Genomic DNA, 12,824 nt, shown 5'->3' on the forward strand with positions numbered 1-12,824 from the left:
TTCCGCTGTCCAGAGACGCATATTTCTCATGTTCGTCGTCTTACATAACCGGCAGGGCTTTTGACCAGCGGAGTCAAGCCCGCTGCCAGTCAAGGCACCTGTGAAAAATGGCCGGATCCGGACACGCCCGCCGGACGATCACGGGCGCGCCTGCTCACGCCCCGCAGCGCGCCGCTCACGCCCGCAGTTGTGCGGCGCGGCGCTCTCGTCGGCGCAGAATCAGGGCGAGCACCAGCATCGCGAAGAAGACCGGGACCATCACGGCCCCGTAGATCTTGTAGATGAGCAGCGGATCGTCCCCGGCGAGCCCCGCCCAGTCCCACACGCCGTGCAGCACGATCGCGACGGCCAGGCCCCCGACGACGAGCCCCGTACGCGCGCCCCTGCCGGACGGGCCGGCGGCAGCGGCGACGCCGAGGCCGAACAGGGCGACCATGAGCGGGTGGAAGAACGGCACCAGCACCGCGCGCAGGATGAGGCTGGCGCCGAGCAGGGCGACGGCGTTCACGTCGGACGTGTCGGACTCGGTGAAGGTGGTGACGGCGCGTCCGAAGTAGAGCACGTTCTCCGTGAAGGAGAAGCCCGCGCCGACGAGCCCGGCGTACACGATGCCGTCGAGCAGGCCGGTGGGCAGGCCGGTGGGCAGGCCGGTGAGCTGGTCGCGGCGGCGCGCCAGCAGCCACACCAGGAACAGCCCCTTGAAGACCTCCTCGGTGACCGGGGTGATCACCAGCGGGCGGAACCAGGCGCCGAACTCGGTGCTCACGGCGGTGTCGACCAGGGCCTGCAGCCCCTGCTGCGACCAGAGCGAGCAGAAGGCGGCGATCGAGGCGCCCCACACGAACGCCGAGACGGTCAGGCGGCGCGGACGTCCGTGTCGCCGGCGGCCGAGCCAGAGGAACGCGCCCGCCACCGCGCACGTGACGAGAGCCGACAGCGGCAGGCCGACCGCCACCCCGTCCAGGCCGATCTGCGTGCCCACCCAGAAGATGGAGCTGAGCCAGGTGGCACCCGCCACGACGGGCCAGAGCACCCATGCCCGGCCGCGCGCCGGGCTCGTCGATGTTCGCATCGTGGTTCCTCGTCTCCTTCCGGCGCCCGCGGGGGTGCGGGCCGCCGGTTGAAGGAGACACCGTGCCGTTACGGCATACTCAAATCGACCGGCCACGGACAGGGCCCGGCCTGCGGCGGAGCGCGTGGTGCGGGGCTGGGCACGGGCTTGGGCGCGCGGTGAGGGGGCCGGCATGGGGTGGAGCACGCGGGAGGTCGCGCGGCTCGCCGGGACGACCCTGCGCACCGTCCGGCACTACCACGAGATCGGCCTGCTCGACGAGCCGGAACGGCTGCCGAACGGCTACAAGGTCTACCGCACCGAGCATCTCGTCCGGCTGCTGCAGATCCGCCGCCTGACCGGGCTCGGCTTCTCGCTCGCCGCGATCGGGGCGATGCAGGACGGTTCCGACGACCTCGACGAGACCCTGAGCGCCGTGGACGCCGAACTGGCCGCCACGATCGCCCGGCTGGAGGAGGCCAGGCGGGAGATCGCGAAACTGCGGCACCGGCCGGTGCCCACCGACCTGCCCTTCGCCATCTCGGCCGCGGCCACCGACGCGCGGCTCTCGCCCGCCGACCGGTCGCTGTTCGCGGTGATCTCCCACGTGGTGGGGGAGGACAACACGGAGCACTGGCAGGCGTTGCTGCGCGACTACGAGCGGGACGAGGTGGCCGACGAGTTCGACACGCTCGCGCCGGATGCCGACGAGGAGACGCGCGAACGGCTCGCCCGGCACCTCACCCCGAGGATGATCGCGCTGAGCGAGCAGCATCCGGGGCCGCCGCGCACCATCGACCAGGCGGATCAGGGGCGGCAGGCGGCGGCCGAGGCGCTGTTCGACGCGATCCGCGACCTCTACAACCCGGCCCAGCTCGACGTGCTCATCCGCATCTGGAAAGAGCACGGTTGAGCCACGCCCGGCCGGTGTCGGCGGTCGGGTGGCTCGGGTGGCTCGGGTGGATCAGGCGGTTTCGGGGGTGAAGGGGCCTTTGCCGGTGAAGACGAGGCGGGCGAAGTTCTCGCCGATGCGGCGGTGGCCGGCGGGGTCGGGGTGGACCTCGTCGGGCAGCGGGAACTCGGCGTAGTCGCTCTCGCCGTAGAGGTCGCGGCCGTCGAGGTAGTGCAGGTTCGGGTCGTCGGCCGCCCGCTGCTCGACAATGCGGGCGAGCTCGTCGCGGATGACGTTCAGGGTCAGCCGCCCGGCCGCGCGCTCGGCCGGATCGCCCGTGGCCTTGAACCGCAGCGTCCGGCCGTCGTAGTCGGGCGCCAGCGGGCCGGGGGTGTCCTCCTGCACCGGGCACAGGATGGGTGACACGACCAGCAGCGGAGTGTCCGGATGCCCCTCGCGGACGGTGTCGAGGAAGCCGTGCACCGCCGGGGTGAAGGCACGCAGGCGCATCACGTCGCCGTTGACGATGTTGATGCCGAGCTTGAGGCTGATCAGGTCGGCGGGGGCGTCCCTGATCGCGCGGGCGGTGAACGGGTCGAGCAGCGCGCTGCCGCCGAACCCCAGGTTGACCAGCTCCACCCCGCCCAGTGCGGCGGCCAGGGCCGGCCAGATCGCGGTGGGGTGGGTGGCGTTCGAGCCGTGGCTGATGGAGCTGCCGTGGTGCAGCCACACCCGGCGTCCGTTGTCGCGGGCCGGCTCGATCGGGGCGTCGGTGCGCAGGGCGATCAGCTCGGTGATCTCGGTGTGCGGGAGCCAGATCTCGACGTCCTTGTCACCGGCCGGCAGCCCGGTGAACCGCGCCGTTCCAGGCGGGCCCTCGGTCAGCTCGGTGGCCCCGGTGAACATGTCGGTGACCGTACGGAGCCGGCCGCCGCTCACCGTGGCCTGGGCCGCGAGCTCGCCGTCGACCAGCAGGTCGTAGACGCCGTCCGCCGGGGCGGGGAAGCCGCGGTAGGCCCGCTTGGTGGGCAGGGTGTCCAGCTCGACGGTGGTGGCCGCGGTGCGGAAGATCAGCCGCACGCCGGAGGGCTGGGCCTGTGCCATGGCCGTCTGCTCGTCGGGGATCTGCCTGCGCGCCCGTGCGGGCAGCCGGTGCGGCAGCAGGCCGTGCGCGGTCGGCTCCACGTCGAGCTGGCCGCGCAGGAGGTCGGTGGTGACGGGGGTGGTGGTCCAGCCGGGTTCGGTGCTCATCGCCTCAACCTGTCGTTCGGTACGTATTTCCTAACAAGTTTAGGCAATTAGGTCTAGTGCTTAGGAAGCTCGGTCGTCGTAGCCTTCCTTTCTGAGCGCGCGGCGGTAGGAGGCGTCCATGATCCGCCGGATCAGCCCGGAGAACACGGCCAGCACGCGGGCCGGCCGGCGCAATGCCGGCTTCGCCTGGCCGAGCTGCCTGGTCGTCAGCGCCATCAGCTCCGACCGGGTGGCGGCGTCGGCGCGTACGGCGTCGTCCCAGAGGTCCGCGGCGGCGACGGCCCGGCTGGGCGTCACCTCGGCCCGCTCGACCGTGACGACCAGCGCGGCCTGCGGAACGGTACTGCCCAGCGCCATCCCGGCCAGCAGTTCGGGGTCGTCGGTGACCAGGGCGGTGCCGCTCACGTGCAGGACGTCGGTTCGGCCGGGAACGAGCATCGCCGCGGCGAACCCGTCATCGGCCAGCAGGTTGTGGAAGGTGTCCGCGCGCTTGTTGCCGCGCCGGTCCGGGATGACCAGCGTGTGCCCGTCGATCACCCGGACGAAGCCGGGCAGATCGCCGCGCGGGCTCGTGTCGCCGCCGCCGTCGCCGTCCCACGAGGACACGACCGCGAACGGCGAGGCCGCCAGGAACCCGGCGATCCCCGTACCGGACAGCGGCCCTTCTGTGAGGTCGGCTTGAGCCGGCGGTTCTGTGGCGACGGACGGGTTCCACAGCCGGGAACGGAGGATCGCTCGTGCGCAATGGACGTAGACCTGGCTGACGGCGACGACGATGCGGCCGTCGGAGCGTTCCGCGACCGAGCCGTTGACCCGGAGCGTCTCACCGACGCCGGGCAGCAGGAAGACGAAGGAGACCGGGCCGGACGCGTCGGCGTCGCAGGCGAAGGCGAACCGTGTCGGCGACTCGACCACGGCGAAGCCCGGCGCACCGCCGATCACCGTCGAACGGGGCCGCCCGTCGGCGTCGCGGTAGCCGAAGCCCGCCAGTGACGCGAGGTCGAGCATGCGCCGGGCGGCGTCGTCCAACTCCGCCAGCTCCTTCATCAGCACGAGTGGCGCCGGGCGTCCGATGATCGTTTCGAGCTGGGACGCGGTCGTGATCCGGTGGTGAGCGGCGACGCTCGCGCGCGGGCCGGATCCGCTCGGCGAGGGCGAAGGTGAGGGCGGGGACGACGGCGCGGGCGAAGGTGAGGGCGGGGATGAGGGCGAGGGCGACGGCGAGGGTCGGGGTGCTGTGTGCATGGTCTTGAAGCCTCTCGAAGCGCGGAATCGGGACAGGGGAGAGCCCGGATCCGCGCCGGCTCACGTTCGCGCGGACCCGTACGGGTGCGTTCTCACTCATGCGGCGCGCCCGCGGGCAGGCCGGGAGTGTCGAGCAGGGCCTTGAGTGCCTGGACGTGCCCGGCGTAGGCGCGCCGCCCCTCGGCGGTCAGGCTCACCCAGGTCTTCACCCGGCCCCGCCCGGTCGGCTTGGAGACCGTGACATAGCCGGCGTCCTGCAGCACCTTCACGTGTTTGCTCAGTACGGAGTCGGCCACGCCGAGCACCTCACGCAGCGCGGCGAACTCGGCGACGGAGGAGGCGGCGAGCAGCGCGCAGATGCGCAACCGGTTCGGCGCGTGGATCACCTCGTCGAACCCGGCGTTCATGCGCCCGCCCGTACGGCCGTGCCGAACCGCCCGCTCATGCGCCTGCCCGCAACTGGGCCCGCAGGGCGACGTCGAACCGCCGCCCCAGGGAGGTGGCGGCCGCGAACGCCACCACGGCCAGGCACCACACCGGCCACCGCAGGCCGGTGAAGGAGCCGACGCCGAAGGCCGCGACGAGCCCCAGGATCGCCACCAGGCCGGTCGCGCCGATCCACCGCCCGGCGGGGCCCGCGTCGAAGCCGGACACCCAGAAACCGGTCCGGCGGCGATAGGCGGCGACGATCGCGGCGCAACCGGCGAGGAGCAGCACCACGCCGCCGAGCCTGACCGCGGTGTCGCCGAGCCCGACGGCGAGAACGCAGCACGCCAGCAGCAGCCCGAAGCTCGGGTGGTACCACCAGGGAGGGGTCAGCCGGTCGGCCAGGGCCGCGCGCACCTCGGCGATGGCGGTGAGGCCGTCATGACTTTCCATGGTGGAAAGTCAATCACTTTCCGTCTTGGAAAGTCAATGGCCGAGAAGGTCGCCGGTTCCTTCGTCGCGCGACGAGCCCAGGCCGCGACGGGCGCAGACCGGCTGCCGGTGGGCATACCGGCGATATACCGCCCCTTCCTAGGCTCCTGTGCTGATGACAACGGAGATCGGGTACCTCGGGCCCTGGCAGGTCACGCTGGGCGGGCGACGGGTGGGGCTGGTGGGCCGCCGCCGCGTCGCCGTACTGACGCGCCTGGCGCTGGACGCCGGCCGTCCCGTCACCATGCAGCAGCTCGTCACCGACGTCTGGGGACAGACCTCGACCGCCACGGCCGGCAAGCAGCTGCACATCGTGGTGTCGAAGCTGCGCGACACGCTCGCCCCAGCGACGATCGCGACCGTGCCCGGCGGCTACCTGCTGGACCTGCCCCGCGACCAGGTCGACGCGCACCACTTCACCCGGCTGGCCGCCCAGGCGCGGTCGGCGCGCGAGCGGCGCGATCCTGGCACGGCCGACGAGCTGTTCCGGCGGGCGCTGGCCCTGTGGCGGGGGACCGCCCTGGCCGAACTGGCCGATCCGTGGGCGCGAATCGAGGCCAAGCGCCTGGAGGAGGAGCGCATGGCCGCCTTCGAGGACCACATCGACCTGCGGCTGGCCAGGGGAGACCAGCACGGGGTGGTGACCGATCTGACCCCGTACGTCCTGGCTCATCCGCTGCGGGAGGGGCCGCGTGCCCAGCTGATGCTCGCGCTCTACCGGGCGGACCGGCCGTCCGAGGCGCTGGCGGTGTACCAGGAGGGGCACGCCGCCATGGTGGAGGAGCTCGGCCTCGAACCGGGCGCGCGGCTGCGCCGGCTGCGGCAGGCCGTCCTCGACGAGGACCCGGTGCTCGAACTCGGCACACCTGAGCAGTCCGCCACGATCGTCCCCGCCGAGCTGCCCGCCGGCATCCACGCCTTCACCGCCCGGCAGGAGGAGGCGGAGTGGTTGCGGAAGACGCTGCTGAGCACGGGCGTTGCGGTCGTGGACGGGCCAGGCGGCGTGGGCAAGTCGGCGCTCGCCGTGCACGTCGCGCACGCGCTGGCCGGGCGGTTCTGCGACGGCGTCGTCTACGTCGACCTCAACGGCGCCACCCCAGGCGTTCAGCCGCTCTCCGTGCTCGACGCCCTGGGGCACCTGCTGCGGTCACTGGGGCTGGACGGCTCCGCCGTACCGGCCGATCTGGAGGGGGCGATCGCCCGCTACCGATCGCTCACCGCGGCGAGCAACCTGCTCGTCATCCTCGACAACGCGCTCGACGCCGGCCAGGTGCGGCCGCTCATCCCGGCGGGCGCCGCCTGCCGGGCCCTGGTCACCTCCCGCGACGCCCTGAGCACTCTCGACCGGGCCGGTCACCTGCACCTGGCCGGGCTCGGCGACCGCGACGCCGTCACGCTGCTGGCCAGGGTCGCGGGCCGGGAGCCCGTCGAACGCGAGCCTGAGGCCGCCGCCAAGATCGCCGAGCTGTGCGGCGGCTTCCCCCTGGCCATCAGGATCGCCGGCGCCCGGCTGGCGGCGCGGCCCGGCCGGCGGCTGGCCGACCTCGCCGGCCGCCTCGCCGACGCCACCCACCGCCTGGACACCCTGCAGTACGCCGACCTGGCCGTACGCGCCAGCATCGCGGTGAGTCACCAGCACCTGCGCGAGGAGAACGGCGGCCACGACGCCGCGCGCGTACTCCCGCTCCTGGGCCTGCTCGACACGCCCACCCACACGCCCGCCGCCACGGCCGCCCTGGCCGGCTGGCCGGAGGCACGCGCCGCGGCGGCGCTCGAACGGCTGCACGGCGTCCGGCTCCTGGAGCCCGCGGGACCCGGCCGGTACCGGTTCCACGACCTCATCCGCCTGTACGCCCGCGAACAGGCCGCCGCCGAACTGCCCGGCCAGGACGGCGCCGCCGCACTCCGCCGCGGGCTGCACCACTACCTGGCCTCGGCCAACACCGCCACACGGCGGGTGCACGCCCAGATCCAGGACCCCTACTACGCGGCGGAGCAGCCAGGCGTCGCCCTGACGAGCGCGCGCGAGGTCGAGGAGTGGACCGAGGCCGAGCGCGACAACCTGCTCGCCGTGGCGCATCAGGCGGCCGACTCCGCCGATCCGCAGGCCGCCGTCGGGCTGGCGCTGGGCCTGCACTGGCCGTTCAACTACCGCGGCTGGGTCACCCACCTGGCGGACGTGCACCTGAACGCGATCACGGTGGCGGCGCGGCGCGGCGACTGGGCCGGGCAGGCGCAGGCGGCGAGCTTTCTCGGCTGGGTCCATCGCGACCAGGGACGTCACGAGCAGGCGATCGAGCAGCTGAAGGAGGCCGTCGTGTGCTGGGGGAAAGCCGGTCTGCCGCACCGGAGGATCGGCGCCTTCAACAACCTCGGCATCATCCACACCCTGCTCGGGCAACTCGACCTGGCCCGGATCAACTTCGCCCGCGCCATGGAGATCGCCGAGGAGACGGACGACTCCTACGCGCGCGGCACCATCCACAACAACGGCGTGCACCTGCTCTACCGGCAGGGCCGTTTCGACGAGGCCATCGCCCAGGCGAAGATCGCGGTCGTGGAGTGGAGCGGCAGCCTGTACGTGGAGGGCACGTCCCACGAGACGCTGGCCCGCGCCTACCTGCACGCGGGACGCCTCGTCGAGGCGGCCGACACCTTCCAGGTCGCGCTGACCCTCCTCCGCGAAGCCGGATACCGCATCGGCCATGCCGTGGCCGCCTGGTGGTGCGGCCGGACCCTGCACGAGCTGGGCCGGGCCGCCGAGGCGCGCCGGGTCTGGCACGACTGCTTCACGACCCTGCTGGAGGCCCGCCTCCTGACCCGCGCGGAGGTGGACGACCTGCTCGATCAGCCCGTCCCCGAGATGCCCGGGCCGATCGGGAACATGCTCTGACCTGGTGCTCGCGGCAGCCGTTGGTGTCCTTCCTCCAGGCGCCTGTGTGCCAGCTGCCGTTGGTGTATTTCCATACGGTCCGGGCTTTCACCGGAAGATTGTCCTGGGGGCAGAGGTCCCGTACCTTCAAGTTCCGGAAGACACTCCGTCATTCGCCTGCGCCGGGCTCGCCACCAGCAACGCACTCAACGTGGCGATGGCCAACGCGGCGCCCAGAATGCGGGTCTTCAACAAAAGTCCTCCAGCGAGAGACGGCCTGGTCGGCCTCGAACCCTGGGGAGGATGCGCCTGATGATCAACCCTGTGTTCGAACGGTGAGACGCTCGGTAACCTGAGCGGGCGGCGGAGCGGGGCCGGTCGCGGTGGTGCCAGGACGACGACGGTCCGTTCGGCTCACGGCCGGCGCAGGGTGGCGATGCCGGCCAGGAAGATGTCGACGCCGGCGAGGAACTGGTCGCGGTCGTCGTGCTCGCGCAGGCGCGTCGCCGCCTCGTGCACGAACGGGTACCGGCCGGGGTCCAGCTCCGACCACTGCTCGGCGACGCCGGCCAGGAAGTCCGCCCGGCCCGTCTCCTGGTCTGGGCCCCGGTCTGTGTCCCGGTCTGTGTCCCGGTCTGGGCCCTGGTCTGGGTCCCGGTCTGTGTCCCGGTCTGTGTCCCGGTCTGGGCCCTGGTCTGGGTCCCGCGCTGGGCGCCGGCCTGTGCGGGCGGCGTTCTGTGCGGCGTTCTGGGCGGCGACGCCGAGGACGTAGTTGACCAGGGCGCCGGCCGCGTCGAAGCGGGCTCGCTCGGGAACGGCGAGCGCGTGCAGCAGCCTGCCGACGCTCTCGTAGAAGTCGAGCAGCGCGGGCCGCCACGGTTGCCGGGACAGCTCGGCGCCGACCCACGGGTGGGCGTCGATCGCGTCGAACAGGCCCAGCGCGACGCCCCGCAGCGCCTCCGGAGGGTCGGCGCCGACGACCGCGCCGGACAGCACGCGGGCGATCACGTCGTCGGCTGCCGCCGCGAGCAGGTCGTTCTTGTCGGTGACGTGGTGGTAGACGGCCCCGTAGCCGGTGCTCAGGCGGATGGTGAGCGCACGCAGCGTCAGCGCGCTCACGCCGCCTTCGTCCAGCAGGTCGATCGCGGCCTGGACGATCACCTCCCTGGACAGCCCGTCGGTCCGCCGCGGGGCCCGCTTCGCCGTTCGCTTCGCCATGGGCCCAGTCTGGCATGAATGGATTGTCGATCCAAAGTCGTGCTAGCGTTTTGGATTGACGATCCAATCTTGGGAGCGCAATCATGACAACACCGATCACGATCATCGGAGCAGGGCTGGGCGGCCTGGTGCTGGCCCGCGTGCTGCACCTGCACGGCATCCCGGCCACGGTCTACGAGGCCGAGCCCTCGCCGGCCGCGCGCCGCCAGGGCGGGCTGCTCGACATCCATCCGTGGAACGGCGAGCCGGCGCTGGCGGTGGCCGGCCTCGCCGAGGAGTTCCGCCGGCTCGTCCTGCCCGGCCGCGAGTCGTACCGGATCATGGACAGGACCGGGAGCGTGCTGCTCGACCAGCCCGACGACGGCACCGGCACGCGCCCCGAGGTGCCGCGCGGCGCGCTACGGCAGACGCTGCTCGACGCGCTGCCCGAAGGCGCCGTTCGCTGGGGGCACAAGGTCACGGGCGTGCGGGCCATCGGCGGCGGCCGGCACGAGGTCACCTTCGCCGGCGGGGCCACGCTCGTCACGTCCCTGCTCGTCGGCGCGGACGGCGCCTGGTCGCGCGTGCGGCCGGTTCTGTCGCCCGCCGTCCCGCAGTACATCGGCGTCTGGGTCGTGGAGACATTCCTGTTCGACGGCGACACCCGCCATCCCGCCGCCGCGAAGGCGGTCGGCGCCGGATCGTTGTTCGCGCTCGCGCCGGGCAGGGGGCTGCTGGCCCACCGGGAGGGAGGCGGCACCCTGCACGTCTACGCGCAGCTCAGCAAGCCGCAGGACTGGCCGGCCGGCCTCGACCTCACCGCCGCCGCGGCCGTGGCCGCGCGGGTCGTCGCCGAGTACGACGGCTGGGCTCCCGAGCTCACCGCGCTGATCTCGGAGAGCGACACCCCGCCGATCCTGCGCCGTCTCCACACGCTGCCGGCCGGGCATCGCTGGGACCGCGTGCCGGGGGTGACCCTGCTCGGCGACGCCGCCCACCTCAGGCCGCCGGACGGCGAAGGCGCCAACCTGGCCATGCAGGACGGCGCCCTGCTCGGCCAGGCCCTCGCCGCGCACCCCGGCGATGTGGAGGCCGCGCTCGCCGCGTACGAGGAGGACATGTTCGCCCGCGCCGCCGCCGCGGACTCGGGGGACGACATGTACGCGGTCATGCTCGGCGACGACGCGCCGCACAGTCTGCTCGCCCACATGGCCGAAGGCGAGCGGACCTCGGCCTGAGCCGCGGGCTTCAGCCGGCCGACTTCTGTGGTCCGGCCAGCGCCGTTCCGTAGTTCTCCATCCCCAGGTACGGGTTCAGATGCGGGTGGCGGCTGCCCACGGAGACGTCCCGCCAGTACCGCTGCAGCGGGTTCGCCGTGTTGAAGCCGCTCGCACCGTGCAGGTCGAGCATCCGGTCGAGCGCGGCGCGGCAGTCCTGGGCGGCGTCGGCCAACTCCATGTGCAGGCGGGGGAGGTCGCCGTCGGGCACCCCGTTCGCGTCCACTGCCGCGGCCACCGCGATCATGGCCCGCTCCGCGCGGTTCACCAAGAGGGTCGCCTCCGCCAGCCAGTGCCGAGCCCCGGGAGATTCGCCCATGCCGGCGTACGCGCTCATGAACGGCTTGCGGTCCGAGGCGAACATCGCGTCGATCGTGTCGAGCGCGCCCCGCGCGGCGCCCACGACCGGCCCCAGCACCGCCATGGTGTAGAGGATCAGGTCGCCGCTCCCGAACGGGCTCGTCGCCGCCACCCGCTCGGCCGGCACCAAGACGTTCTCGGCGACGAGGGTGTGGCTGCCCGTGCCGCGCATGCCGGCCATGTGCCAGGTCCGCTCGATGACCAGGTCGGCCACCGGTATGACGGCGAAGGAGTACCGGCCGTCCACCATGAGGGCGAGCGTGGCCCACGCCGCGTCCTCGCACCCGGAGAGGTTCGCCCAGCGGCCGTTGACGCGGACGCCCTCGGGCACCCGCTCGCCGCCGGCGGCGGGAACGCCGTTCCCGCAGAACAGCGCGTCCGGATCGGCGAAGACCTCGCGCAGCACCGCGTCGTCGGAGAAGCATCCGGCGATGATGTTCTTCGCCGTCGCACTTGTGCCGGCGACCCAGGCCGTGGACGGACAGGCCCGGCCCAGATCGCTCAGGGCGCGGGCGATGGCCTGCGCGCCCGCCCAGGTGCCGCCGTACTCCCGTGGTGTCCGCAGACGGAGGGCTCCGAGCCGGCGCACCGCGTCGAGGCTCTCCGCGGCGGGACGGCCGTCCTGCTCCGTCTTCCCGGCATGGGCGCGCAGGATGTCATGGGTCTCACTCTGCGAGAAGTCACTGATCACGGTATCCATCCCACCATCGCCCCTGTTGAGCGGGACATACGTGAACCGTGCCGGGTCATACGCGTTTGTGCGGCTAGCATCGACAGGGTGGACCTGCTCAGCGAGGTGATTCGCACCGTTCGCGTCGGTAGCGCGACCGGCCGCGTGATCAGACAGTCGGGCCCCACGGGGATCCGCTTTTCCGCCTTCGACGGCAGCGGGATCCACATCCTGCTGCGCGGCTCCTGCTGGCTGATCACCGAGGACGAGGAGCCCGTCGCACTGCGGCCCGGCGATGTCGTGCTCGCCGCTTCCGGCGCCGCGCACGGGCTGAGCCGCGTGCCGCATCCGCTCGCCGGCCTGCCGCTCGTCGAGATGGGGCCGATCCCGCCGGCGCCCGGGCCGTTCGACTTCGAGTTCCTGTGCGGCTCCTACCAGCTCCATCCCGGCCACACGCCGCAGTACCTCCGCGTGCTGCCCGACCTCATCGCGGTGTCACCCGATTACGCCGCCCGTCCCGAGCTGCGGGTGCTGGTCGACCTCTTCAAGGAGGACGTGTCGGGCGCCCAGATGGGCAGCGAGGCGACCCTGCCCGCGCTGCTCGACCTCATGTTGGTCCACGTACTGCGCCAGTGGCACGAGCAGCGCGGCGCCGACGGATGGCCGGACACCCACGACCCGGCCATCGCCGCCGCCCTGCGGGAGATCCACGAGCACCCGGAGCAGCCGTGGACGGTCGATCGCCTCAGCCAGGTTGCGGGCCTGCCCAAAACGGCGTTCACCAGGCGTTTCACCGCGGTGGCCGGTCGGCCACCGATGAGCTATCTGATCGGCTGGCGGCTGAGCCGCGGCGCCCGGCTCCTGCGCGAGACCGACGCGCCGCTGTCGTCGATCGCGCGGCAGGTCGGCTACGCGAACGAGTTCGCCTTCTCGGGCGCCTTCAGCCGCGAGTACGGCGTCTCACCAGGCCGTTTCCGCGCCGACCCGGGAGCCGACCCGGGAGCCGACCCGGCACAGGCCCACGGCCGCGACGCCGTGTCCGGCAGTCGCTGACGCTCAGGTCGCGGGTGTGTGGCGGCGATCACATTCGG

11 protein-coding genes are annotated in these 12,824 nt (G+C 72.7%); 4 read left to right on the forward strand and 7 right to left on the reverse strand.

Translation table 11 applies throughout. The features are described 5' to 3' along the window. Positions 1 to 175 precede the first annotated feature (175 nt). Positions 176 to 1,072, reverse strand: coding sequence for a PrsW family intramembrane metalloprotease (locus tag AB0C28_RS42340; RefSeq protein WP_358081246.1), 897 nt, complete (start codon positions 1,070 to 1,072; stop codon positions 176 to 178). A 172-nt stretch (positions 1,073 to 1,244) separates the two neighbouring features. Between AB0C28_RS42340 and AB0C28_RS42345 the strand changes: the two genes are divergently transcribed. Then, a complete protein-coding gene (locus AB0C28_RS42345; protein ID WP_357852863.1) occupies positions 1,245 to 1,964 on the forward strand; it encodes a MerR family transcriptional regulator in 720 nt (239 codons plus the stop codon). Positions 1,965 to 2,015: 51 nt separating this feature from the next. Here AB0C28_RS42345 and AB0C28_RS42350 read toward each other — a convergent pair whose 3' ends face one another. From AB0C28_RS42350 to AB0C28_RS42365, 4 genes are all read right to left on the reverse strand, one after another. Then, positions 2,016 to 3,194 (reverse strand): GDSL-type esterase/lipase family protein, encoded by a 1,179-nt coding sequence (locus tag AB0C28_RS42350; RefSeq protein ID WP_358081250.1) that lies wholly within the window; start codon positions 3,192 to 3,194, stop codon positions 2,016 to 2,018. Between the two features lie 60 nt (positions 3,195 to 3,254). Continuing rightward, positions 3,255 to 4,241 (reverse strand): pyridoxamine 5'-phosphate oxidase family protein, encoded by a 987-nt coding sequence (locus tag AB0C28_RS42355; RefSeq protein WP_358081253.1) that lies wholly within the window; start codon positions 4,239 to 4,241, stop codon positions 3,255 to 3,257. Between the two features lie 290 nt (positions 4,242 to 4,531). Further along, the gene (locus AB0C28_RS42360) at positions 4,532 to 4,846 is read right to left on the reverse strand and encodes a transcriptional regulator (protein WP_357852850.1); all 315 of its coding nucleotides are present in this window, start codon (positions 4,844 to 4,846) and stop codon (positions 4,532 to 4,534) included. Between the two features lie 34 nt (positions 4,847 to 4,880). Then, positions 4,881 to 5,318, reverse strand: coding sequence for a hypothetical protein (locus AB0C28_RS42365; RefSeq protein WP_358081256.1), 438 nt, complete (start codon positions 5,316 to 5,318; stop codon positions 4,881 to 4,883). 154 nt (positions 5,319 to 5,472) lie between these two features. Between AB0C28_RS42365 and AB0C28_RS42370 the strand changes: the two genes are divergently transcribed. Further along, positions 5,473 to 8,250 carry a BTAD domain-containing putative transcriptional regulator gene (locus AB0C28_RS42370; protein WP_358081259.1) on the forward strand — a complete coding sequence of 926 codons (2,778 nt, stop codon included), beginning with the start codon at positions 5,473 to 5,475 and terminating at the stop codon, positions 8,248 to 8,250. A gap of 393 nt (positions 8,251 to 8,643) precedes the next feature. Here the strand turns inward: AB0C28_RS42370 and AB0C28_RS42375 are convergent, their stop codons facing one another. Next, on the reverse strand, positions 8,644 to 9,447 hold the full coding sequence (locus AB0C28_RS42375) for a TetR family transcriptional regulator (RefSeq protein WP_357852842.1): 804 nt from the start codon (positions 9,445 to 9,447) through the stop codon (positions 8,644 to 8,646). An 83-nt stretch (positions 9,448 to 9,530) separates the two neighbouring features. Here AB0C28_RS42375 and AB0C28_RS42380 point away from each other — a divergent pair, with 83 nt between their 5' ends. Next, positions 9,531 to 10,664: an NAD(P)/FAD-dependent oxidoreductase gene (locus AB0C28_RS42380; protein WP_358081262.1), complete on the forward strand. Its 1,134-nt coding sequence runs from the start codon at positions 9,531 to 9,533 to the stop codon at positions 10,662 to 10,664. A 10-nt stretch (positions 10,665 to 10,674) separates the two neighbouring features. Here AB0C28_RS42380 and AB0C28_RS42385 read toward each other — a convergent pair whose 3' ends face one another. Continuing rightward, on the reverse strand, positions 10,675 to 11,754 hold the full coding sequence (locus AB0C28_RS42385; protein WP_358081265.1) for an acyl-CoA dehydrogenase family protein: 1,080 nt from the start codon (positions 11,752 to 11,754) through the stop codon (positions 10,675 to 10,677). An 87-nt stretch (positions 11,755 to 11,841) separates the two neighbouring features. Here AB0C28_RS42385 and AB0C28_RS42390 point away from each other — a divergent pair, with 87 nt between their 5' ends. Beyond that, positions 11,842 to 12,786 carry an AraC family transcriptional regulator gene (locus AB0C28_RS42390; protein WP_357852832.1) on the forward strand — a complete coding sequence of 315 codons (945 nt, stop codon included), beginning with the start codon at positions 11,842 to 11,844 and terminating at the stop codon, positions 12,784 to 12,786. The last annotated feature ends 38 nt before the right edge of the window (positions 12,787 to 12,824 follow it).

Origin of the sequence: Nonomuraea sp. NPDC048892 (assembly GCF_040649735.1) — a bacterium.
In the GTDB taxonomy this organism is placed as follows: domain Bacteria; phylum Actinomycetota; class Actinomycetes; order Streptosporangiales; family Streptosporangiaceae; genus Nonomuraea; species Nonomuraea maheshkhaliensis.